Source organism: Crossiella sp. NPDC003009, from assembly GCF_053591555.1.
Window position 1 is genome coordinate 77,284 of the sequence record NZ_JBSFUA010000024.1, and the last position, 20,849, is coordinate 98,132.

At 71.8% G+C, this 20,849-nt stretch carries 17 protein-coding genes; 9 read left to right on the plus strand and 8 right to left on the minus strand.

Annotated elements, in window-relative coordinates; translation table 11 throughout:
* Window positions 1-29 precede the first annotated feature (29 nt).
* The 5 genes from ACWDY5_RS24060 to ACWDY5_RS24080 all read right to left on the minus strand — a co-directional run bounded on the left by ACWDY5_RS24060 (window position 30) and on the right by ACWDY5_RS24080 (window position 5,529).
* The gene (locus ACWDY5_RS24060; RefSeq protein ID WP_449724419.1) at window positions 30-3,323 is read right to left on the minus strand and encodes a LamG domain-containing protein; all 3,294 of its coding nucleotides are present in this window, start codon (window positions 3,321-3,323) and stop codon (window positions 30-32) included.
* Window positions 3,324-3,608: 285 nt separating this feature from the next.
* Entirely contained in the window at window positions 3,609-3,908 is a 300-nt protein-coding gene (locus tag ACWDY5_RS24065; RefSeq protein ID WP_449724420.1) for a hypothetical protein, read from the minus strand.
* A 13-nt stretch (window positions 3,909-3,921) separates the two neighbouring features.
* Entirely contained in the window at window positions 3,922-4,062 is a 141-nt protein-coding gene (locus tag ACWDY5_RS24070; RefSeq protein WP_449724421.1) for a hypothetical protein, read from the minus strand.
* Between the two features lie 40 nt (window positions 4,063-4,102).
* A complete protein-coding gene (locus ACWDY5_RS24075; RefSeq protein ID WP_449724422.1) occupies window positions 4,103-5,140 on the minus strand; it encodes a DUF5808 domain-containing protein in 1,038 nt (345 codons plus the stop codon).
* On the minus strand, window positions 5,137-5,529 hold the full coding sequence (locus ACWDY5_RS24080) for a GntR family transcriptional regulator (protein ID WP_449724423.1): 393 nt from the start codon (window positions 5,527-5,529) through the stop codon (window positions 5,137-5,139). Before ACWDY5_RS24080 ends, ACWDY5_RS24075 begins: the two co-directional genes overlap by 4 nt.
* Window positions 5,530-5,588: 59 nt before the next feature.
* Between ACWDY5_RS24080 and ACWDY5_RS24085 the strand changes: the two genes are divergently transcribed.
* From ACWDY5_RS24085 to ACWDY5_RS24100, 4 genes are read left to right on the plus strand one after another with little or no spacing between them, the layout of a single operon-like run.
* Window positions 5,589-6,464 carry a CPBP family intramembrane glutamic endopeptidase gene (locus ACWDY5_RS24085; RefSeq protein ID WP_449724424.1) on the plus strand — a complete coding sequence of 292 codons (876 nt, stop codon included), beginning with the start codon at window positions 5,589-5,591 and terminating at the stop codon, window positions 6,462-6,464.
* Window positions 6,461-7,399 carry an alpha/beta fold hydrolase gene (locus tag ACWDY5_RS24090; RefSeq protein WP_449724425.1) on the plus strand — a complete coding sequence of 313 codons (939 nt, stop codon included), beginning with the start codon at window positions 6,461-6,463 and terminating at the stop codon, window positions 7,397-7,399. Before ACWDY5_RS24085 ends, ACWDY5_RS24090 begins: the two co-directional genes overlap by 4 nt.
* 10 nt (window positions 7,400-7,409) lie before the next feature.
* Window positions 7,410-8,579, plus strand: a complete 1,170-nt coding sequence (locus ACWDY5_RS24095; protein ID WP_449724426.1) for a serine/threonine-protein kinase — start codon at window positions 7,410-7,412, stop codon at window positions 8,577-8,579.
* Complete coding sequence (locus tag ACWDY5_RS24100; protein WP_449724427.1) at window positions 8,572-9,504, plus strand: hypothetical protein; 933 nt, start codon at window positions 8,572-8,574, stop codon at window positions 9,502-9,504. The genes ACWDY5_RS24095 and ACWDY5_RS24100 overlap by 8 nt, the downstream gene beginning before the upstream one ends.
* A 216-nt stretch (window positions 9,505-9,720) precedes the next feature.
* Here the strand turns inward: ACWDY5_RS24100 and ACWDY5_RS24105 are convergent, their stop codons facing one another.
* Complete coding sequence (locus ACWDY5_RS24105; protein WP_449724428.1) at window positions 9,721-10,395, minus strand: hypothetical protein; 675 nt, start codon at window positions 10,393-10,395, stop codon at window positions 9,721-9,723.
* 76 nt (window positions 10,396-10,471) lie between these two features.
* Between ACWDY5_RS24105 and ACWDY5_RS24110 the strand changes: the two genes are divergently transcribed.
* Together ACWDY5_RS24110 and ACWDY5_RS24115 are read left to right on the plus strand one after the other, a co-directional pair.
* Window positions 10,472-12,919 (plus strand): LuxR C-terminal-related transcriptional regulator, encoded by a 2,448-nt coding sequence (locus tag ACWDY5_RS24110; RefSeq protein ID WP_449724429.1) that lies wholly within the window; start codon window positions 10,472-10,474, stop codon window positions 12,917-12,919.
* A gap of 96 nt (window positions 12,920-13,015) precedes the next feature.
* Window positions 13,016-13,981, plus strand: a complete 966-nt coding sequence (locus ACWDY5_RS24115) for an alpha/beta hydrolase (protein WP_449724430.1) — start codon at window positions 13,016-13,018, stop codon at window positions 13,979-13,981.
* Between the two features lie 39 nt (window positions 13,982-14,020).
* Here ACWDY5_RS24115 and ACWDY5_RS24120 read toward each other — a convergent pair whose 3' ends face one another.
* Together ACWDY5_RS24120 and ACWDY5_RS24125 are read right to left on the minus strand one after the other, a co-directional pair.
* Entirely contained in the window at window positions 14,021-14,962 is a 942-nt protein-coding gene (locus ACWDY5_RS24120; RefSeq protein WP_449724431.1) for a hypothetical protein, read from the minus strand.
* A 107-nt stretch (window positions 14,963-15,069) separates the two neighbouring features.
* Window positions 15,070-15,984, minus strand: coding sequence for a LysR family transcriptional regulator (locus ACWDY5_RS24125; protein WP_449724432.1), 915 nt, complete (start codon window positions 15,982-15,984; stop codon window positions 15,070-15,072).
* 61 nt (window positions 15,985-16,045) lie between these two features.
* On the opposite strand from ACWDY5_RS24125, the gene ACWDY5_RS24130 reads away from it, so the two are divergent.
* The 3 genes from ACWDY5_RS24130 to ACWDY5_RS24140 all read left to right on the plus strand — a co-directional run bounded on the left by ACWDY5_RS24130 (window position 16,046) and on the right by ACWDY5_RS24140 (window position 20,845).
* The gene (locus ACWDY5_RS24130; protein ID WP_449724433.1) at window positions 16,046-16,396 is read left to right on the plus strand and encodes a DoxX family protein; all 351 of its coding nucleotides are present in this window, start codon (window positions 16,046-16,048) and stop codon (window positions 16,394-16,396) included.
* 397 nt (window positions 16,397-16,793) lie between these two features.
* A complete protein-coding gene (locus ACWDY5_RS24135; protein ID WP_449724434.1) occupies window positions 16,794-17,750 on the plus strand; it encodes a hypothetical protein in 957 nt (318 codons plus the stop codon).
* Window positions 17,729-20,845, plus strand: a complete 3,117-nt coding sequence (locus ACWDY5_RS24140) for an NACHT domain-containing protein (RefSeq protein WP_449724435.1) — start codon at window positions 17,729-17,731, stop codon at window positions 20,843-20,845. The genes ACWDY5_RS24135 and ACWDY5_RS24140 overlap by 22 nt, the downstream gene beginning before the upstream one ends.
* The last annotated feature ends 4 nt before the right edge of the window (window positions 20,846-20,849 follow it).

Below are 20,849 nucleotides of genomic sequence, written 5' to 3' on the forward strand. Positions count from 1 at the left end.
CCGAACCTTCATCAGTGTTTGCCTCCGGATCAGGATCGGATCGCCAGCTGGGAGATCTCGGCGTCGGTGGGGACCCCGGCGAAGACCCGCACCTCGTCCACCGCACCCTTGAAGTAGTCGGTGGCCTGGCCACCCCACTGCGCCCGCCCGGCCAGCAGGTCGCCCGTGCCGTGCCAGCCAGTGACGTTCTGCTCCACGCCGGCCCGCACGCCGTCGACGTAGAGCCTGGCCTGCTTGGCGACCGCGTCGTAGACACCGGTGAGGTGCACCCATTCCCCGGCCTTGGCCGTGCTCGCGCTCAGCGCGGTCCCGCCGCAGGCCTGGTTCGGGTCGCAGGAGACCAGGAATCCCCACCTGCCCTGTTCGGGCCGGTACTGCAGCAGGAACGGCGAGTAGTTCGGGTCTCCCACGCTGACGGCGGTCTGCGCCCGGTTGTCCAGTTGCTCGGCGCGGACCCAGGCGGAGACGGTGTAGGACTGGTCGGTCCGGAAACCCGGCCGTGGCGCCACGAGGTGCCCTCCGTTGGGGCCGTGCTCACCGTTGAAGCGCACCGCGGTGTGCTCTCCGGTCTGCCAGGAGGTGCCGCCGTGGAACTGCGCGTCGCGCCCGGTCACCGCGTCCCGGGTGGTGGTGCCGGCGCCCTCGTCCAGCACCAGGTGCGCCCGCGGGATGGCCTGGTTTGCCAGGAAGGCGGCCTCGTTGGGCAGCAGGACCCGGTTGTAGACCCGGATGTCGTCCACGGTGCCGGGGAAGTAGTCGACCAGCCTGCCTTCCCACTTCGCCGCGCCGACCACCAGGTCGCCGGTGCCGGACCAGCCGGTGACCGTCGCCTCCTGCTGCCAGATCCCGTTGACGTAGAGCGAAAGCTTGCCGCCAGCCGCGTCGTGCACGCCGACCAGGTGCGTCCACACGCCCAGCTGCGGCGGTGTGTTCGACAGCGCGCGGGCGGTGCCGCCGGAGGGGTCGCTCTTGTTGGGCATGGCGAAGGCCCAGCGGTCCGGTTCGTCGGCGTACTGCAGGAAGAACGAGCTGACCTGGTGGCTGGGGTCGGTGCTCTCCTGGCTGGCCACGGTGAACCAGCCGTTGTCCCGGTCCATCTTGACCCAAGCGGAGACGGTGAAGCTCTTGGCGGTGTCCAGCACCGGGCCCCGGTGCAGCATCCGGTCGTCCACCCCGTCGAAGTGACTGGCCTTGCCGCGATAACCCTCGGACTGCTGCGTGGGCGCGCCTTCCGGGGACAGGGCGCGGTTGTTGCCGGAGGAGTCACTCAGGTCGGTGTCGAGCCGCCAGTGTGCCTGCAGACCGGCCGCGGCGACCGCGTGCGATTTGACGAAGAAGGTGTGCTCGTAGATGTCGGAACGGTTGTCGGCCCGGTCGACCGCCTGGACCCGCATGGTCTGCCGCAGCTCCATGGTCGGGGTCCAGTGCACCACCGCGCTGCCACCGAGGCCGTTGGCGTTGACCCGGTAGGCCGGGGTCTGGGTGTTCTGGTCGGTGAAGGAGTAGAGGTAGTACGCCACGTCGGGTGTGCCGTTGGCGGTGAGCTCGAACCGGCCGGTCTGGCCGGTGCCGCCGGAGACCTGGCCTGCCGGGTAGTCCACAGAGGACACCGAGGGCAGTCCGGGCCGTTCGGTGTCGACGGTGAACTCGCACAACTCCGACCAGGCCGAGACCTCGTAGTCCCCCGCCCACAGGTGCCAGCTGTGCACCCCGCCATCGGTGATCACCCCAGCCGGTACCCTGACCTCGGCGAAGTCACCGGAGGGGATGTCGCCGACCTTGGTCTCGTTGCCGTCCCAGGTGTGGCTTTCCTGGGAGCCCTTCAGCACGCGGAAACCGGCGTCAAGCAGGGCGCCGGAGTCCGGGTCGGACAGCCTGGCCCGCAGCGTCGGGGTCTTGGTGAACACCACTGGCCGGTTCGGACCGCGAACACAGGGGATCTGACCGCCCTCCATGCCAAGGTCGGTCGGCGCGTTCGGCGGCGTGTTGTACCTGATCTCCAGGCGGGCGTTGAGATCGAACCTGCGCCAGGAGCCGAGGTCGCTCTCGTTGTTCGCGCGCAGGCCGAAGGTCACGTTGCCCCAGCGCTCCGCGACACCGTCGCGCACAGGGCCGGTGGCATTGATCCGCACCTGGCCGTCACTCGGGCAGCCGGGGTAGGCGGACTGGTTGATGTCGTCCAGCCTGCGGTTCCACCCGGGCTGGTGGCGCCAGGTGGTGCCGGGGTCGATCCCGGAGGTCACCCACACCTGGGTCGGTCCGCCGCCGCACTTGTAGGAGTGGATGACCCTGCCGATGAAGTCCGCGCCGTGAATGATCTTGCCGTGCGCCCAGTCGATGGGCAGCTCCACGAAGGAGCGGGAGGCCATCCTGGGAGACTGCTCCACCGAGTACCCGGCCTTGAGGTCGCCCAGCTGCCCGTCGGTGCGGTCGTAGTTCCTGGCGTCCTGGTGACCGCTCTGCACCACCGCGTGGTGCGCCCTGGTGCTGGTCCGCTGGTACTCCGGGTCGATGTAGACCGGGAACTTGGTCTCCGCCGCGGTGAGGAAACCCGCGTCGGGGATCACCGCGAGCTTGGCGCCGGCGAGCTCGACACCCATGCTCGCCTCCCGGCCGCCCTCGCCGGGGCCGGTGAGCCGGTCCGCGGGCGAGCCCGCGCCGGAGGAGTCCCACATGCGGGAGGCCTCACCGGTGAAGACCAGCTTGCCCGCGCCGTCGACGGCGTGCAGGTCAGCGCCCGTCTGGTCGGCGCCGGCGCTGCGCGCGGCCGGGGCGAGGCCGAGGGTGACGTTCTTGGTGTGGGAGTTGAAGACGACCTTGCGGACCTTCGGGTTGGCCGCCGCTTCGGCGTTCTTCACCACCAGCAGCTGGCTGAAGCCGGTGACGGTGGCGCGCACGACCAGGTCAGCACCGGGCAGGACCTCGCGGTAGGTCGCGGTCGCGCCGTCCAGCACCGGTGCGGGCAGTGCACCCTCCCAGCCGAGGCCGACCTCGCGGCCGTCCCGGCCGAGCACCGCCAGCGCATGGCCACCGCCACCGCCGGAGAGCCGCACGTCGAGGGCTGAGGCCGCGGGCTCGATCAGCCCGTCGGCGCGTTTGCGCAGGTTGAGGTCGATCGGTACCCAGTTGTCGCCGCGCTTGGCGCGGACCGGCTGGAGGTGCTCGACGTGGGTGAAACTGCCGTCCGGATTGGCCACGACCTCGGTGCTCTCAGTCGTCTTGCCCGCCACCACGACCGGCTTGTTCCGCTCCTTGGCCGCCTTGCTCGCCACCGCCTCGGCCGAAGCCGCCCGCGACGGCGCCGCCGCCGCGGGAATGGCCACTGTGGACAGTGTGATCGCGGCCGCCGTCGTGATGACGGCAGCACTCAGTGCGCGCTGCACCAGGCAGCGCGATGCGCCGAACCTCAACCCTGCTCCCCCTCTAGAAGCACACGCGGCCGCGCACGGCCAGAACGTGGCTTGCCCCTCCCCGATGGCGGTGTGAAACCGCGGGCGAACTATAGGCAGGTGACGGATTCGGGTGCGATAGACCAAACGGGGCAAACACGGACCGGCACGAGCAGGGAGTGAGATAGCGCTCAGTCGGTAACGAACGCGGCTACTCCACTAACGCCGCGAGAACGCGGTGGCCAGTCTGGCTGAAAAGGCCGACTCCGCGTCCGGCGAAACCAAGGTCAACAATGACGGGGCCTTCGAGCACAAGGTGAGTGTGTATGGCTGGTAGCGGAATCCCTGGCGCCCGTAGGGATCGTCCAATGCAGTGACCTTCAGGCTCTGTTGCCTCAGTGGCTCGTACCAGATCGCGAACGGGCCGCCGTGCTCGCCCAGGAAGTAGCCGTCCTCCTCCCACGCATCGACCATGTCCGGGTTGCGGGCCACGAGCACCTCACCGGTTTTCGCCGACAACGATCCGACCTCATCAAGCCAGGGGACGAACCGCTCGTCCGCGGTGGCGATCGGGCATGTCCGGCCATTCCGCGCGGAACGCGGTCAGGAATCTGCCGATCGCCACACGGGGATCACCCTCGGCGAGGTACACCGAGTCGTAACCGGTGATCATGAAGCTGCACCTCTGTCCATTGTGGAGCCTTGTCCTTCAGTCAGCTCCGGCCGGGCAGCTCAACGACCCCCAGCGAGGTCAGCGTAGCCAGCACCGCCACCGCCGCCACCACGGTCCAGGCCAGCGGGTTGCCCAGGTTCAGCGTCCAGAACATCCCCACCCGCCGGTGCACCAGCAACGCCGGATCCCGCCGGTTGACATACACCATCCCGGCCGCGTGCCAGTACCGGTCGTCATCACGCCGCAGCGGAGCAGGCTCCTCCTCGCCGGGCTCCACCGGAAGACGGTGCCCCGCCTCACCAACCCGGACCGCGAAGTACACCCAGCCAACCAGGGCCACGCCCAGCGGAAGGTACGCCAGAGCGGTGACCCAGCCGGAGTCGGCGAGCATCCCCCACTGCCGCAACGCGTTCACCAGCAAGCTGGCATCGGCACAGGCCGCGGACGCCAGCAACAAGCGGGCCAGCCCGCTCAGGTAGACGCGGTAGCGACGGGCCGATCCGACGGGACGTTCGGGGTCGATTTCGGGGCGGGCGCGCAGGATTCCGGCGGTGGTCAGCAGCACCAGGGCGATCAGCAGGAGCTGGGCGGTGACCGGCGCGAGGGTGTGGCCGTGGGACAGTGCGAGTGCGGCGGTGGCGGCGGTGACCAGCAGGGCGGGGGTGAGCCAGGGCCACGGCAGGCGGACCGGGTTGGCGCGCAGGCCGAGGTCAGCGGTGCTGGCGCTGCGGGTTCCGGCGTTGAAGTCCTTTTCCTGCTTGGCCTTCCGGACTTCACCAGCGGCCAGGAGTCCACAGAGGACGCTCGCGGCCACGACGGGGAGCAGGGTGAGTTCCGGGCTGGGAGCCCAGTCGGTCCACAGCCAGGTGCCGAGCAGGGTCACCGCGGCGACCGCGCCGATGGCGAGCACCCGGTGGCCGTGGCGGCGGTGGCAGGCCTGGATTTCCGGGTCGGTGGCGCGGTCGGCCGGGATCCGGACGCCGAAGGGCAGGGTGGGCCTGGCCAGTCGTGGGGCGGACCAGGTTGCGGCGGTGATCACCGCGATCACCAGCAGGTCGAGCAGTACGAGCATGGTCATTCCTCCTTGTCGCGGAACGTGGCGAGCACCTCGCCACACCGCCGCAGCACCTCATCGGACGGCATTCCCTGCACCGCGGCCTCGGCCAGCAGGGTGCGCAGGCGGGTTTGCCAGGCCTCGACGAAGCCCGGTTCCGGTGGTCCGGTGCCGGGATCGCGGCGCACCACCGCGCCGCTCTTGCGGTTGATCCGGATGACCCCTTCCCGCCGGAGCAGGTCGTAGGCCTTGTTCACGGTGTGGAAGTTGATCGCCAGGTCGGTGCCCAGCTGCCGGGTGGAGGGCAGCGGGCTGCCTTCGGCAAGGGCGCCGTCGGCGACGGCTTCCACGATCCGGTCCCGGATCTGTTGGTAGATCGGCACCTCGCTGTCGAGGTCGATGGTCAGCTGCACACGGTCCAGTCTATCTGTTATATGTAATCTATAACAGCTGACCGACCGAGGGGAAGTACATGCGGCACATCTGGGTGTTTCTCGCGGTGGCCTTCGGAGCCACCTGGCTGTGGTGGACGCCGGCTCTACTGGGCGTGCGCCTGCCGACCGGGGTACTGGAGTCGGGCTCGATGGTCCTGGTCGCGCTGGCCACCTTCGTCACCATGCGGTGGTCGGTACGACCGGCCTCGATCCCGGCGGCGACCGCGCTGGTCCGCCCGCGCCGCCCCCGGTGGCTGCTGGTCGGGCTGCTGCTGATCCCGCTGGTCAACCTGGGCGCGCTCGGCCTCGGCTGGCTCACCGGCGGCTACCAGGTCGACCTGGCTGACTTCTCCGGCCTGCGCGCCCTCCGCGCCCCGGACACTCTGGGCGCCACCGGCGTGCCGTGGGAGTTGATCGGCGGCATGCTGGGCACCGGTGTGCTGTTGTTCGTGCTCACCCTGCCGCTGATGTGGTGCGAGGAGTGGGGCTGGCGCGGGTTTCTGCTGCCCCGCCTGCTGCCGCTGGGCACCTGGCCCGCGCTGCTGTCCTCCGGCGTGATCTGGGCGGTGTGGCACCTGCCGATCTACCTGATGCCCGGCGGGCGCGAACTGTCCGGACTGCTGCCGTTCCTGGTCCAGGCCGTGCTGCTGGGGGTGCTGTTCGGCTGGCTGCGGCTGGTCTCCGGTTCGGTGTGGCCGTGCGTGCTCGCGCACGGCACCACCAACGCCATCGCGCCGATGTTCAGCGCGCTGTTCATCGACGCGGACCAGCTCCGCACCCCGAACCTGGCCGCCCAGGTCGGGCTGTCCAGCTGGAGCGGCTGGGTCGTGCTGGTGGTCGCGATCGGCGTCTGCTGCGCCGTGCGCGGGCTCGGGAACAGTCCCGATCGCGCTCCCTACCGTCAGCCGGCATGAGACTTCTGAGTGGATCGGCCGCGGCGGCCGCGGTGCTGGTGGCGCTGACCAGCGCACCGGCCCTGGCCGCCGCGCCGCCCCGGCTGACCCTGCCTGGCGGCGCGCAACTCCCTTACCACGCCAGCCGTTCCCTCTCCGGCGCGAGCGAGCCGACCAGCGCGGTGGTGGTCGTGCACGGCACCGGGCGCAATGCCAAGGGTTACTACGACCGGATGGTCTCGGCCGCGGGCGGGGCCGCGCGGCGCGCGGTGATCATCGCGCCGCACTTCCAGACCAAGGACGACCGGCCGGAGCGGCGGGACGCCTACTGGACCAACGGCGGCGCACGCTCCTGGAAGGACGGTGGGGACGCCGAGCAGCCGAGCGGACTGAGCTCCTTCACCGCGATGGACGAGCTGCTGCGGGTGCTCGCGGACAAGGGCCGCTTCCCCAACCTCGGCCGGATCACCCTGGTCGGGCACTCGGCAGGCGGGCAGTTCGCGCAGCGCTACGCCGCGGGCAGCCGGGTGGCGGGTGAACTCGGGATCGAGGTCGGTTTTGTGGTGGCCAACCCGTCCTCCTACCTGTACCTCAACACCCAGCGGCCCCTCGGCGTGGGTTCCTGCCGCGAGTACGACGACTACAAGTACGGGTTGCAGCGCCGCAATCCCTACCTGGCCTCCTCGAGCGCGGAGCAGATCCGCGGCTGGTACGGCGCTCGCCGGGTGACCTACCTGCTGGGCGAGCGGGACACCGAGCGGGACAGCTCGCTGGACACCGACTGCCCGGCCGAGGTCCAGGGCCGCAACCGGTTCGAGCGCGGCAGCGCCTACTTCGCCGCGATCCAGCGGCAGTTCCCCGCCGCGCCGCACCGCAAGGTGACCGTGCCGGGGGTCGGCCACGACTCCGGGGGGATGTTCAGTTCGGCGCAGGGCAAAGCGGTCATCTTCGGGTAGTTTCCGATCGGTGGACGAGGGTCGAGTGCTCGGCGGTCGTTACCTGCTGCTGAAACGGATCGGCGCGGGCGGCATGGGTGAGGTCTGGCTGGCCACCGACACCTCGCTGCGCCGCGAGGTGGCGATCAAGCTGACCACCGTCGGTGACCCGGGCCAGGCACTCCGGGAGGCGGTGATCGGCGCCGGGCTGCGGCACCCGAACATCGTCACCGTGTACGACGTGCTCACCGACGGCGACGACCAGCTGCTGGTCTCGGAGTACTTTCCGGCCCGCAGCCTGGCCGAGGTCCTCGACGGCGGCGGGGTGCTGCCCGCGCGGCAGGTGGCCGGGATCGGCGCGCGGATCGCCGACGCGCTGGCCGCCATGCACACCAAGGGCATGGTGCACCGGGACATCAAACCGGGCAACGTGTTGCTCGCCGAGGACGGCTCGGTCAAGCTGGCCGACCTGGGCATCGCGACCTGGCAGGCGCTGACTGTGGACGACGCGCACCGGAGCTGCGGCACCCCCGGCTTCATCGCCCCCGAGGTCGACGGCGGCGCGGTCGCCACGGCCAAGTCGGACGTCTTCGCCCTGGGCGTCACCCTGTTCGCCGCGGTGGAGGGCGTGCCGTACCAGCCACCGGCAAAGCCGGCGCGGGCAGGCAAGCTCGCCCCGGAGCTGCTCGCGCTGCTCGCGGCCGATCCCGCGCAGCGGCCGACCGCGGCCACGGTGCGGGACCGGCTGCTGGCCGTGGCCGGTGGACCCCGGTACACCCGCGCCCTGCTGCTGGCCGCGGGGGCCGCGCTGGTGCTGGGGGTGGGCGCGTGGGCGCTGCTGCCGGAGCGCGGCGGCCTGGCGCCCGCGCCGACTCTGGCGGCCAAGTCGTCGAGCACGACCGCCGCCCCGCCAGTGGCCGCCGCCTCGCCGGTGGCCGGGAACTGGCTGGAGGAGCCGCCGGTGGAGAGCGGGCAGACCACCCTGGTCATCTCCGCCAACGGCAAGATCGGCCTGACCGGCGGCTCCTCGGACTGCACAGGCGAGGTCACCGGTGCCCTCTCCCCCGGCCTGCACCAGGTCCTGCTCAACTGCGGTGACGGACCGGTGGAAGCCAAGCTGCACCAGGACAACGAGCGCCACCTGCGGCTGCTCTGGTCCGCCACGGAGGCCGACGACTACACCAGGGCACCCGGTGGCTGATCCGGTGCCACTGGTCGGCCGTGGGCCGCAGGTCGCCGCGCTGCGGCAGGCCGTGGCCGCGCCGCCGGTGGTGCTGCGGCTGGAGGGCGAGGCCAGGGCAGGCCCGGCGGTGCTGGTGCTAGACGACCTGCACTGGGCTGATGAGCAGACCGTGGAGTTCCTGCGGTTCCTCACCGGGCACCTGCCAGAGCGGCTGGCGCTGGTGGTGGCCTACCGGCCTGGCGAGGTCGATCCCGAGGTGCGGGCCGCGCTCGGGCCGGGGACCACCGTGCGGCTGGAACCGTTGACCGACCGGCAGACCGCGGCCATGGCGCTCGCGATGCTGGGCTGCGGCCGGGTGCCGGCGCAGGCGCGGGAAGCGTTGCAGCGCCGGACCGGCGGGGTGCCCTTCGCCATCGAGGAGGTGGTGCGGGACGCGGCCGAACGGGGTGACGCGCCGTGGGCGGAGCTGGCCGGGGAACGGGTTCCGGCGAACTTCCGGGAGGCGATCGAGCAGCGGCTGGCCAGGGTGGCGGCCGAGGTGCGCGCGGTGATCGGGGCGGCCGCGGCGTTCGGCTTCCTCGTGCCCGCCCTGGACACCGGTGTCCAGCACGCCGACGGTGACGGTGCGGCTGCCCGGGTTGGCCGCCCAGGCCTGGTCCGCCCCCATCTGCTTCATGTTCCACTCGACCGCTTCGGCCGGCCGGCTGATCGCCGCGCCCAGTTGCGGTTCGAGGTACTTCCGCGCCGTGCCGCCACTGGCGGGCACGTCCGAGTCGCGGGTCTGGCCGACCTTCCGCACGCCGCTGACCGCACGCAGTTTCGCGACGAAGTCGGTGCTCTCGGCGTGCGCGACCACGACGCCGATCGGCGGGTACGAGTGCTGCACCCGCCCGCCGTTGGCCACCACCGCCTTGGCGATCCTCGGTGCCACCCGGCGCGGTGAGCACCAGGTAGGCGCGCACCCCTTCCGGTGCGGCGGTGGCGGCGGGGGCGAGCGCGGCCGCGGGCAGGACCGCGGCCAGTGCGACGCCGAACAGTGTGAGCCCCGAGACGCAGGGATGTCTCATGCGAGCCCTCCTCAACAGGAACTGTGCGAGGAGGACCATCCCGGGCCAGGGTCAGGCGTTCAATCAGCGGCGCTACCTAGCGGATTCCGGCACTACGCAGGAAAACCCACCAGGTCCCGCTGACTCCGCGGGTTGATCTCGTAGTGGTCGTCGTACTGCCCGCTGAACCCGGTGACCAGCACCCACTGCCCCGGCGCGAACCCGCCCAGGTCGATCCCGGTCTGCGTGTTCACGAACACGGTCAGCTCGCTGGAACCGTCGTCCACGAACAGCTTCGCGCCGTAGGGCGGGTCGTTGAGCACCGGCTTGGTGACCTTGGCGAGCACCCGCACCAGACGGCCCTCGCTGGACTCGTCGACCTTCGCGGTGGCCCGCCACTCCGGCCGCACCGGGAGGCCGGGACCGCCCACGGTGACCGCATCCGGACCGGCCGGGACCACGGTGAGCAGCCCGGAGCTGTCGGTCAGCACCCCGGTGGCCCGCACCCGGCGGCCGGGACGGACGTCGAGGTCGGCCTTGAGCTTGAGGTAGATGCCCGCGGTCCGGTCCTGGATGGCGAAACCCTTGTCGAAGAAGCTGGACTCGAACGCGCCGGAGGGGGTGGTCACGGTGCCGGCCACGGTCACCGTGCTGCCCAGCGGCAGCGCGCGGGCGGCGGCGATGGACCCGGACGGGGCGGCCTGCGCGGGGGCCGCGGTGAGGCCGACGGCGAGCACGGCGACCGCCACCAGGCGCAGGAGGACACTCTTGCTGGACAGGGTGACCAACTCCTTTCAAGAATCGCCGCTCATCATGGCCTACGGCACGGGCCTCGCTAAGCTTCCCGGCGAGGGGGACCCAGCTGTGCGGATCTTCGGTCGGGACGAGTCGCTGCGCCTGCTCGCCGAGACCCGCGGCGGGCTGGTCCTGCTGCGCGCCGACCCCGGCATGGGCGTGAGCACGCTGCTGGAAGCCAGGGTCGCGGCGGCGCGCGCGGACGGGCTGCCGGTGCGCCGGATCCCGGTGCTGCCCACCGGCCGCACCACGCTCTCCGGCGGCCTGCCGGACTGGCCGGAGCCCGGCGTGGTGGTGCTCGACGACCTGCACCGCGCCGACGACGCCACCCTGCTCGCGCTGCACGAGCTGGCCGACCGCGCGCCGCTGGTCCTCACCGGTCGCCACCGCGGCGTCACCCCGGCCCGGTTCGCCGCGCTGGACCGGATCGGCCTGGTGCACGACCTCGAACCCCTCGACGCCGACGCCGTGCGCGCCATGGCGGGCGACCACCCGCTGGCCGAGGCCGCGGGCGGCAACCCCTGGCTGCTGTCCCGGCTGGCCGCGCCTGACCGGGCCGAGCAGGTCACCGCCTGGGCCACCGAGCTGGCCTGGCCGGACGGCACCCTGCTGCGCTACGCCGCGCTGCTGCCCGAACCGGTCACCGTGGACGAGCTGGCCGCGGTCACCGAGCTGACCGCCGCCGAGGTGCTCACCGGGCTGGGCAGGCTGCGCGGGCTGGGCCTGGTCACCGAGCGGGCCGGTCAGGTGCGGCTGCGGCAGCCGCTGGTGCGCGCCGACCTGGCCACCACCTCGGCCGGGCTGCGCGGGCAGGTGGCGCGGGCGCTGGCCAGGCGGGGCAGCGCGCCGGTCGCGGTCGCCGAGGCACTGGCCGGGCTGCCGGTGACCACCTGGACGGTGTCCTGGCTCATCCGGCACGCCGACCAGCTGGCCGCCCGGCCCACACCGGCGGTGGTCGAGCTGCTGCGCGAGGTGGTCGCCTGGCTGCCGCCGGGCGCGGCCAAGCTGCACCCGCTGCGCGCCGCGCTGGCCGAGGCGCTGCTGTGGTCGGGTCAGCTGGCCGAGGCCCGCCGGGTCGCCTCGGCCGGGCTGGTCACCAGGGTCGCGTTGCCGCTGCGGCAGCGGCTGCGGGCCACCCTGGCCAGGGTCGGGCTGGCCGAGCTGGACCCGGCCGCGGTGCTCGCCGCGCTCGGCCCGGAGCGCCGGGACGGGCAGCTGGCCGCGATCGAGGCCTTCGCCTGCCTGCTCGCCGGGGACCTGGCCGGGGCCGAGGCCGCCTTCCAGCACGCCGAGTCCACCGCGGCCGAGGACCCGGTGGTCGCGGTGGCGCTGCTGAACTTCCAGGCCATCGGCCGCCTGCTCACCCGCGACCTGGCCGGGGCGCTGGAGATCCTGGAGCAGGCCGAGGCCTCGCTGGACATCGAGGTGGCCGACCCGGCGCAGTGGCTGCTCGGCCGCCTGGTCCGCGGCACCGTGGAGGACCTGCGGCAGGACCCATCGGCGCTGGCCACCCTGGCCGCGGCCCGGCCGGTGGCCGCCACGCTCGGCGCGGGCTACCTGGCCTGGCACCGCACCGCGTGGGCGCTGGCCGCCTTCAACCAGGGCCGCTGGGACGAGGCCCTGGCCGAGATCGAGGCGGCGCTGACCATGCCGGATGAGGCCTACGGGATGGCCCGCCCGCTGCACGGCCTGGCCGCGATCATCCGGATGCACCGCGGCGACCTGCCCGAGGCCCGCGAGCAGGTCCGGCGCTGCGAACAGGCCGAGTGCCGGGGCGTGGCGGTGTTCTACGAGCACAACTCGGTCACCGCCCGCGCCATGCTCGCCGACCTGGAAGGCGACTCCGAGCTGGCGCTCCAGCTGGTCCGCACGCTGGCCGAGGGCGGTGTGGGCGTGCACCACGGGCACGCGGTCACCGGCGTCGGCGCGCGGGTGGTGCGGATCGCGGTCAACGCCGGCGACAAGGAGCTGGCCGCCCGGATCGTGGCCACCATGCAGCGCTGGACCAGCGACGACTCGGTCGGCCAGCGCGGCGTGCTGCTGTACTGCCAGGGCATGGTCGACGGCGATGTGGACCTGCTGCTGGCCGCGGCCAAGGAGCTGGCCGACGGCGGTTCCGCCATCGCCGCCGCCCGCGCCGGTGAGGACGCGGCCAGGGTGCTGGCCGCCTCCGGCGAGCCGGAGGCCGCCCGCGCCGCCTACCAGGAGGCGATCACCCACTACACCGGCCTGGCGGCCACCGGCGACATCAACCGGGCCACCGCCGCACTGCGCGCGCACGGCGTCCGCCGCGGCGCCACCGGCCCCCGGCGCAGGCCCAAGCACGGCTGGGAGGCCCTCACCGACGCCGAGTACCGGGTGGCCGCCCTGCTCGCCGAGGGCCGCAGCAACCGCGAGGTCGCCGACCGCCTGGTCATCTCGGTGCGCACCGTGCACTCGCACGTCTCCCGCGTGCTGGCCAAGCTCGGCTACGCCACCCGCGTCGAGGTCGCCCTCGGCTTCAAACCGCGTGACTGATCAGCACACATACCGATGTTTTCCGGCGGCCGGGCTGCTGTGCTGACGGCCTGACGCCGCACGGGGTGGTGCGGGTCATCGAGGGGAAGTCGAAACATGCGAAAAACGATCCTGCTAGTCGTCGCGGCGCTGGCCGCGACCCTCGTCGGCGCTCCGGCGCAGGCGGCGCCCGCCTGGCGGCCGGGGTTCACCTCCGGCGACGGCATCGACGTGCTCAACGTCAACCACACCACGCCCCGCTCCTCCGTGGTGAGCATCAACACCGGCGCGGTGGACAAGAACACCACGCACTACCGGCAGTCGCACGACCTGATCGTCACCCTGCCCGAGGGCCACAACCCGAACCTGGCCTACCCGGTGCTCTACCTGTACCACGGCCGCGGCCAGGGTCCGGGCAACTGGCACCTGGAAGCCAACATCGAGCAGATCACCGCCGGGTTCCCGTTCATCGTGGTCACCGCGGAGGCCGGCCGGGCCGGGTGGGCCACCAACTGGGTCAACCAGTCTGCGGGCGTCCAGCAGTGGGACACCTTCCACCTGGACCAGCTGATCCCGTTCATCGACCGCAACCTGCGCACCATCCGTGAGCGGGAAGGCCGTGCCATCGCGGGCTTCTCCATGGGCGCGTTCACCGCGATCCGGCACGCCGTGCACCGGCCGTGGCTGTTCCGCATGGTGGTCGGCCTCTCCGGCGGCTACAACCTGGAGGACCCGCGGATGCGCGCCGCGGTCACCGGCTCCCTGCCGCTGGAAGGCCTGCCCGCGGACGGCCCGTTCGGCGGACCGTTCGACGGTTCCTGGGGCTTCAACAACCCGTGGCACCGGGTGAACGCGCTGCGCGACATCCACACCGTGATCTACGGCGGCACCCAGCACCACGACCAGCTGGAGGCGCAGGCGCACCGGCTGACCTACGAGTTCCACCAGCACCTGCTGGCCAACGGCATCAACAACAGCTGGATGGTCGAGTACAACTGCGCGCACAACATCGTGTGCGCGGGTGAGCAGGGCCTGCGGCGCGAGCTGCCGGTCATGCGGGACGTGCTGTGGGGACCGAGGTAACCGCTGCCCAGCCCGGCTGATCCCGGCACCGGACCGGGGTCAGCCGCGACCGGGCGCAGCCGTGGCCCCGGCTGCGCCCGGTTCGGTCAGCGCCTCCAGCCACCGCTCGTACTTCGGTGCCAGCGCGCCGAGCCGTTGTGCCAGAACAGCATTCTCCCCAGTCACCACCGCGTGCTGGAGCCCGCCGACCCCGCGCGCCAGCTCCACGGCCGCCGTCGCCGCACGCGTCATCCCCAGCAGGTCCAGGCACGTCGCGGCATCCACCAGCCGCCGCGCGCCGAGCCGGATCGCGAAGTGCGCCAACAAGTCCCGCACCTCCGGCTCCAGCCCGCGGCCCGCCAGCTCGGCCAGCCGCAGCAGCGCCGCCGCCCCGCCCAGCGACCCCGGCGGCACCGTCACCTCCGCCTGCCCGCTCAGCCAGCGCACCGCACGCGGCAGCGATTCCCGAAGTGCCACAACGGGATCCACCACCCGCTCCCGGACAAAGCCGGTCCGCATGCCGAACGGCACGTCCACGTACTCCACCGCCTCCGCCCGCCACGCGGCCAGGAACGCCTTGGTGGGCAACGTCGCGTACGGGTGCCCGTGCGGATCGTGCAACAGCACCTCCTCCTCGGTCGCGGCGAGCACCAGCACGTAGTGGTCGCCGCCGCCTCCGGTCTGGTACGCCAGCAATCCCATGTCCACCGGCCCGGCCAGCACCGGTTTCCCTGCCGCCAGCAACCGGTCCAGCGCCTCCCGTTCGCTGCCGCCGCTGTGGTGTTCGCAGCGCCAGCCCAGCGCGGCCACGGCATCGGCCACGCCGAGCTCCGGATGCCAGCCGTACGGGTCGAAGTACGGCGTGCGACCCGCCACCAGCTGCACCCCGAACGGCGCGCCGGTCAGCGTCTCGATCACCGCGGTCGGCGGGGCCTGGTCGCCGAACATCATGGCCAGGCAATGGGTGTAGCAGTAGGGGCCGGAGCCGAGGTAAGTCGTCATGGGCGCAGTACAGCGGCTGACACGGTGTCAGGGTCAACGCCCGAGGCGCAGATCCCCGTTCCCGAGTCCCCCGCCGAACACCCCCGCCGCCTCGCCGCTGAGCATCCTCACCGAGGCGGTCTCGGCGGAGTTCCCCGCACCGAGTCCAGGCAGCACTGGATGAACTCCCGCACCACCGGATCGCCGTCGGCGGCAGGCGTCCACGCCACCCCGACCTCGCTGGGACTCACCCCGCTGACCGGCCGGTAGACCACCCCGGGCCGCGCGTAGAACCGGGCGTTGGACTCCGGCCCCAGCGCGATGCCGTAGCCGTTGGCGATCGCGGTCAGCCAGTCATCCGGCTGGTCGGTCACCGCCCCGATGCGCACCGGATGCCCCTGCCGTTCCTCCGCCGCCAGCCAGTAGTCCCGCCAGCGACCGGTCTCCGCGGGCGCGGCCACGAACGGCTCGTCCAGCAGCTCCCGGAAGTCGATCACCTCCCGCCCGGCCAGCGGATGCCCGGCGGCCAACGCGATCCAGCGCGGCTCACTGAACAACACCGCCACCCGCAACGCCTCCTGCCCCGGCACCGGCAGCCGCAACAACGCGACATCGACCTCCCCGTCGGCCAGCCCGGCGGTCGGGTTGGACCAGGCGGCCTGCCGCATGTCCACCCGCCAGCCGGGCCTGCGCCTGCCGAACTCGGCGATGATCTCCTGGGTGGCCTCGTTGGCCGCACTGGCGATGAACCCCACCCGCAACACCTTGGCCGCCCGCCCCGCCGCGACCCTGGTCTCCCGCACCACCTCGTCCCACCCGGCCAGCACCGAGGGCACCCGCGCCGCCAGCGCCCGCCCGGCCTCGGTGAGCGCCATCCCGTTGCGCGAGCGGACGAACAGCGGCGACCCGAGCTGCTCCTCCAGCCGCCGGACCTGCTTGGTCAGCGCGGGCTGGGACACGAACAACCGCTCCGCCGCCCGGCTGAGACTGCCCAGCTCGGCCACGGCAGCGAAGTACCGCAGCAACCGCGTGTCCACATCCATTCCACAAGGTTATAGACGCAGGTATTGGACGCACACCCCAGCCACCCCCAAGGCTGACCCCATGTTCGTCGCCTACCTGCTCGTCACCCTCACCACCATCGCGCTCAACACCGCCGCCGCCCTCGCCGACTTCACCAAGGCCAAGTTCGTCCTGGCCAACTCCGCCGAGCTCAACCTCCCGGCGTCCTGGGTGGTGCCTCTGGGCGCACTCAAAGCCGCAGGCGCCGCCGGCCTGCTCCTCGGCCTGCTCGGCTACCCCGCCATCGGCCTGGCCGCGGCCCTCGGCCTGACCCTGTTCTTCCTGTGCGCCAACGCGATCCACCTCCGCGCCCGCGTCTACCACAACATCGCCGCCCCGCTGGCCTTCCTGGCCCTCTCTGCCGCCACCCTCACCCTGGACCTGCTCCGCTGACCCTCCGGGCGATCTTCCGGGCAGCCCCCGGTGCACCCCGCTGACAGCGACACCGGACTCCAGCACAATCGGCCGCCCCGGCACACACGCGAGGAGGCTTCGTGGGGCGCCCGGAACACCCCGTCAACCCCACCGACGGCCCACTCCCCGCCTTCGCCCACGACCTGCGCGCCCTGCGCGAAAAAGCGGGCGGCCGCAGCTACCGCACCCTGTCCCGCAAAGGCGGCTACTCGGCCTCGGCCCTGTCCGCGGCCGCCCGCGGCCTGGAACTACCCACCCTGGCCGTCACCCTGGCCTACACGGCCCTGGCCGCCGACCCGGGACTGGCCGAACTGGTCACCACCCCGCTGTTCCTGGCCGTGGCCAGCGTGGCCTACCGCGGCCGAGCGCGGCGGCCGTGCCCACTGGGGTCGAGGTCGAGCGGTGGCGGGCGGAGGTGCTCGCCGACTACGTGGCCCGCCGCCTGCACGACGGCGCCCGCCCGCACCCGGCCCGGTTCAGCGAGCCGCAGACCGCCCGCGTCCTGTGCTGGCTGGCCACCACCATGACCGCCCGCAACCAGACCGTCTTCCAGCCCGACCGCATGCAGCCCGACCTGCTCACCCGCCGCTGGCACCGCTGGCTGGTCAGCCCCGGCCTGGCCCTGCTGGTCGGCCTGGTCGCCGCGCTGTGGTTCGGCCTCACCGGCGGCTGGGCCCTGGAGCTGATCTCCGGTGACACCGACGACCCGCGCACCCGCGGCCTGGTGGCTACGTTGGTTGGTGGTCTGGCCACTGGACCACTGATGGGCTGGCAGGTCCTCGGCACCCGCATCGAACCGCTGGCCCCGCCCCGCCAGTCCGCCCCGGCCTGGCGCCGCACCATCCGCCACGCCGCACCGTGCGCCCTCGCCGGAACCCTGGTCGGACTCCTGCTCGGCTCCGCCGCCGGCGGCGCGGTCCTCGGCCTCACCGCGGGCCTGGCCGTCGGCGTGCTGACCGGCCTGGAGCAACAAGCCACCATCCGCCCCGCCCAGCCCGGCATCGGCATGCGCGACACCGCCCGCACCGCCCTGCTTGCCGGTGTCCTCGGCGTCCTGCTCGGCGGCCTGGCCTACGGCCTGCTGCTGGGCATCCCGCTCGGCGTGGTCGTCGCCCTCCGCCTGGGCGGCGGCGCCTGGCTCCGCCACTGGACCCTGCGCCTGCTGCTGTCGCGCGAGGGCGCGATCCCGTTGCGGTTCCTGGACTTCCTGCACCACGCGCACAGAACTTGCCTGCTCAACGAGATCGGCGGCGGCTACAAGTTCACCCATCCCCTGTGCCAGCGGCACTTCACCGTCCGTAATGTGGACCAATGGCCAGCGACCCAGCCCTGACCTACCGCGGCGCCCTGCGCATCCTCGGCAAGCACAACCGCCCCTGGCTGGAAAAGCTGGACAAGGCCCTCGGCGGCATCATCCTCACTGCTCCGGTGGCCGGACTGATCGACCCGATCACCGCACTGGCCGCGCTGTGGGGCTGGGTGGACCAGAAGAACGAGGCGATGAACCAGCTCCAGCGGACGCTGGACTCGGCAGCGGACTCCCGCACCGGCGGCTACGAACGCCACCAGCTGATCGCCGCCGCACACACCACCCTGGTCGCGGCCGCCTTTTTCGAGACACTGCGCGAGCAGATCGGCGAGAAGAACTACCAGGCCCTCAAGGTCAGCCGATTCGAGGAGGAACTGCTCGTCACCGGCAGGCTCCGCGAAGACGGCGAGAAACTGGTCAACCTCCTCTGCCAGGCCCCGGTGCGCGCTCCCGGCACGGCAGGCGGCTTCGAGGAGAACTGCGCCGCGGTGGCCAGCTGGCTCACCCATATCGCCTCGCGCACCTATGACCTGCTGTCCCGGCTGGCCCTGTGGCGCGCATTGGACATCCCCCTGGGCGGACTCCCCGAGCGCGCGCTGGAACGCTACCGAGGCCACTACCTCCGGCTGGCCGCCGACGTGCCCGAGTTCCTGGTCTGGGCCTCCTTCGGCGAGTACGCGGCCATCCGCGACGAGGTCACCGGCACCCGCCGCGACCTGCTCGCCGCACTCGACCACCACGGCATCGCCTTGCAGCGCCTGGAAACCCTGCTCACCCTTACCGCCGGCGCCCAACAGCCGACCGACCTGTGCCAGGCCGTGCACCGAGCCAACCGCGGCGCGCTGCGCGACCTGGTGGTCCCGGTCGATTCGACGCACCACTGGGGCTGGGCCGAGGACATCGTCTTCCCCGCCATCGAAGACATCTACGTCACCCCGCGCTACCGGATCGCCACCCAGCACCAGTCACAGGAGATCCCGTGGTCAACGCTGGCGGTGCACAGTGACCTCGACCTGCGCCTGACCGCGCACCTGACCAGCCCGGAAAGCACCGCCGTCCCGCTGCTGGTGCTCGGCCACCCCGGCGCGGGCAAGTCCACCCTGACCAAGGTCCTCGCCGCCCGGCTGCCCGCGACCAGCTACACCGTCGTCCGGGTGCCGCTGCGCCGGGTCGACGCCGAAGCCCCGGTCTACGAACAGATCCAGCAGGCCCTCAACCAGGGCACGCACGGCCGCGTCGACTGGGCCGACCTGGCCAGGCAGAGCCGGGACACCGTGCGGGTGGTCCTGTTCGACGGCCTGGACGAGCTCCTGCAAGCCTCGGCCACCCCGCGCTCCGGCTACCTCCAGGAGGTGGCCGACTTCCAGCGCCGCGAGGCCGACCAGGAACACCCGGTGGTCACCATGGTCACCTCCCGCACCACCGTGGCCGACCGGGTGCGCATCCCCACCGGCACCCCGGTGATCAAGCTGGAGGACTTCGACGAGTCCCAGGTGCGGGCCTGGCTGCACGTCTGGCACCAGGCCAACCCCACTGGCGGCCTCAGCGCCGAGGACGCGTTGCGCCACCTGGACCTCACCGGCCAGCCCCTGCTGCTGCTCATGTTCGCCCTCTACGCCGCCGACCCCGACTCCCTCGGCCTGGACGCCGACCTCTCCCGCGCCGCCCTGTACCGCGAGCTGCTGCACAGCTTCGTCCGCCGCGAAGTGTCCAAAAAGGACATCCCGCCGGGCACCGAACAGTTCCACGAAGCCATCCGCGACCAGCTGTGGCGCCTGTCGATCGCCGCCCTCGGCATGTTCAACCGGGGCCGCCAGGACATCACCGACACCGAGCTGGGCGCAGACCTCGCCGCCCTGTCCGAAACAGCAGGCCGCACCGAACTGGGCCGCCGAACCATCGCCGAGTTCTTCTTCATCCACTCCCCCGAGGCCAGAACCCACCAACCGGACGAACGCCACTACGAGTTCCTGCACGCCACCTTCGGCGAGTACTTGGTCGCCAGCCAGGTCCTCATCGAGCTGGACGAGCTGGTCAGCACCAGCGGCCGCTACGGCCTGTCCGACGACCCACTGTTCGCCCTGCTCTCCCATCAGCCCCTGGCCGTGAACCGGTCGACGATCGCCTTCATCCGCGAACTGGCCGACGAACGCCCCGCCGAGGACCGCTCCCGCATCGTCCGCCTGCTGGACAAGGCGTTCACCGGCTACCGCCAGCGACAGGGCTCGACCCGATTCGCCGACTACCGCCCTCAGCCGTTGGACCACCTCCGCGAACTGGCCGCCTACTCCGCCAACCTGGTGCTGCTCCGGGTTCTATTCGAGCCAGAAGCCACTCCGGCACCGCCCAACTGGCAGTCCACAGTGGACGTATGGCGGGCGGGATTGGACCAGCCCGCCTGGCAGGCTGCGATCGAAGCTCTGAGGCTGACCGAAAAAGGCCTCTCGTACACCGATCCCTGGGCTGGTGAGCTGTCCGGTCAGCTCACCGAGGTCACCCATGCCCGGCTGACCGGCGATCGGCACCGCGAAGCAGTGGTGCGGTTCGGCACCGCCGTGGTCGACAACATCAATTACGGCAGTAGTGAAGACCCGTGGGAGCAAGTCCTGCTCAGCAGCCTGCTCGGCTCACTACACTCGACTGGGGATGTGCAACTTGTCCTCCCCAACATCCCGGCCGGGCGATCACTGCCAGGCCGCAAAGTAAGCGACATGCTCGGTCACTTGCTGCTCGATATTCAGCGTCTCATGCCGTATCGAACGCTGCAGCTCACCGTCCGATGGATCCTGGACTCCCACCCCACGATCGAACTCGCACCGCATGTGTTCGCGGCCATGGTCATCGACCACCCCGAACTGCTGGTCGACTTTTCCGCACTTCGCGACCCCTCGTGGTATGCCACGAGCGCGGTGGCATCAGCCGTGCTCTTGTTCGGCTGGCGCACACCCCGTCTCAAAGACAGTCCGCTGCTGGACGAACTACGCGAGCGGGTGAAGTACATCAATGAACGAACAGGCGGGGTGCCCGACCTGACCACAGTGCTCGGCGAGCTTTTCCCCGCCAGCCTGCCACTGGCTACCGAGTCCAGGTTCGTCAGACTGCGCCGCACGGAGCAGTGACCGG

Coding starts and splice junctions, on each gene's coding strand:
- ACWDY5_RS24070 (WP_449724421.1), bottom strand. CDS start 4,062: ATGATCACCGGTTACGACTCGGTGTACCTCGCCGAGGGTGATCCCCGT.
- ACWDY5_RS24075 (WP_449724422.1), bottom strand. CDS start 5,140: ATGACCATGCTCGTACTGCTCGACCTGCTGGTGATCGCGGTGATCACC.
- ACWDY5_RS24085 (WP_449724424.1), top strand. CDS start 5,589: ATGCGGCACATCTGGGTGTTTCTCGCGGTGGCCTTCGGAGCCACCTGG.
- ACWDY5_RS24090 (WP_449724425.1), top strand. CDS start 6,461: ATGAGACTTCTGAGTGGATCGGCCGCGGCGGCCGCGGTGCTGGTGGCG.
- ACWDY5_RS24115 (WP_449724430.1), top strand. CDS start 13,016: ATGCGAAAAACGATCCTGCTAGTCGTCGCGGCGCTGGCCGCGACCCTC.
- ACWDY5_RS24120 (WP_449724431.1), bottom strand. CDS start 14,962: ATGACGACTTACCTCGGCTCCGGCCCCTACTGCTACACCCATTGCCTG.
- ACWDY5_RS24125 (WP_449724432.1), bottom strand. CDS start 15,984: ATGGATGTGGACACGCGGTTGCTGCGGTACTTCGCTGCCGTGGCCGAG.
- ACWDY5_RS24130 (WP_449724433.1), top strand. CDS start 16,046: ATGTTCGTCGCCTACCTGCTCGTCACCCTCACCACCATCGCGCTCAAC.
- ACWDY5_RS24140 (WP_449724435.1), top strand. CDS start 17,729: ATGGCCAGCGACCCAGCCCTGACCTACCGCGGCGCCCTGCGCATCCTC.